Genomic DNA, 882 nt, shown 5'->3' with positions numbered 1-882 from the left:
GCTCCACCCGCGGCGCCGTCACCCAGCCCTTGCGGAACAGGTCTTCCGACCGCTTCAGCTCGGCCGCAGCCCGCACCACCTCGGCCCGGGCCGAGGCCTGCGCGGCGCCCAGCGACGTGGTGTCGAGCCGCGCCAGCACCTGCCCGGCGGCCACCCGGTCCCCTTCCCGCACCAATATGGCGGCGATGCGGCCCGGCGTGTTGAACGAGAGCGGCGTTTCGCGCTTCAGGCGCACGGTGCCGGCCACCACCAGATCGGATGTGCCACTGGCCGGCTGCACGGTGGCCACCCTGACCGGCAGCGCCGGGGCGCGCGCCGGGGGCGGCGGCGCCTCGCTGCCACAGCCGGCCAGCGCAAGGCCGGCCCCCAGCAGGAATGCCAGCCGCCTGGCCGCCCTCACGGCGCCGGGGTCACAATTGTCTGTCACGGAACCGAGAATCATGCGCCCGCCTGCCGCCCGATGCGATCACCGGCTGGAAGTCAGTCCCAGCCAATCAGTGATAGCCATGCTGCCCGGCGACAGGCGGGTTTGCAAGAATTTTTGAGCGCTGCTCAATAATGTCGCAAGCCGGGCCTGCCCGCCCGCCTGCCTGCATTGATGCGTTTCAGTCGTCGATCACCAGCGCACATAGGGTGAGTGCCACGCCCTCATCGTCGGCGGTGCCCGGCTCCACCACCAGTTCAGCCAGGATGCGGCCCGGCATGGCGATCTGCGCCTGCGGCAGCACCGTGGCCACGGCCTCCAGCGCAGCAGCCGCGCCGGGGCCGTCGAGGCGCACGTCAAGCTCGTGACGGGCGCCGGTGAGCGTGAGGCTGGCCCAGTCACGGCTGCGCAGCTCCTCGATCACCAGGCGGGCGCCCAGGGGCGCCGCAACGGCGGCA

The 882-nt window shown here is 72.2% G+C and carries 1 protein-coding gene and 1 pseudogene; both read right to left on the bottom strand.

The genetic code is table 11. From position 1 onward, the window contains the following. A partial coding sequence (locus GJV64_RS14905; RefSeq protein WP_164158287.1) for a biotin/lipoyl-binding protein occupies window positions 1-442 on the bottom strand: 442 nt, incomplete at its 3' end. Between the two features lie 163 nt (window positions 443-605). Further along, window positions 606-882, bottom strand: a pseudogene (locus GJV64_RS14900) (hypothetical protein); the annotation flags it as partial.

The organism is Sandarakinorhabdus rubra, from assembly GCF_010994245.1.
GTDB lineage: Bacteria > Pseudomonadota > Alphaproteobacteria > Sphingomonadales > Sphingomonadaceae > Sandarakinorhabdus > Sandarakinorhabdus rubra.
This window is presented reverse-complemented; position numbering and strand designations above follow the sequence as displayed.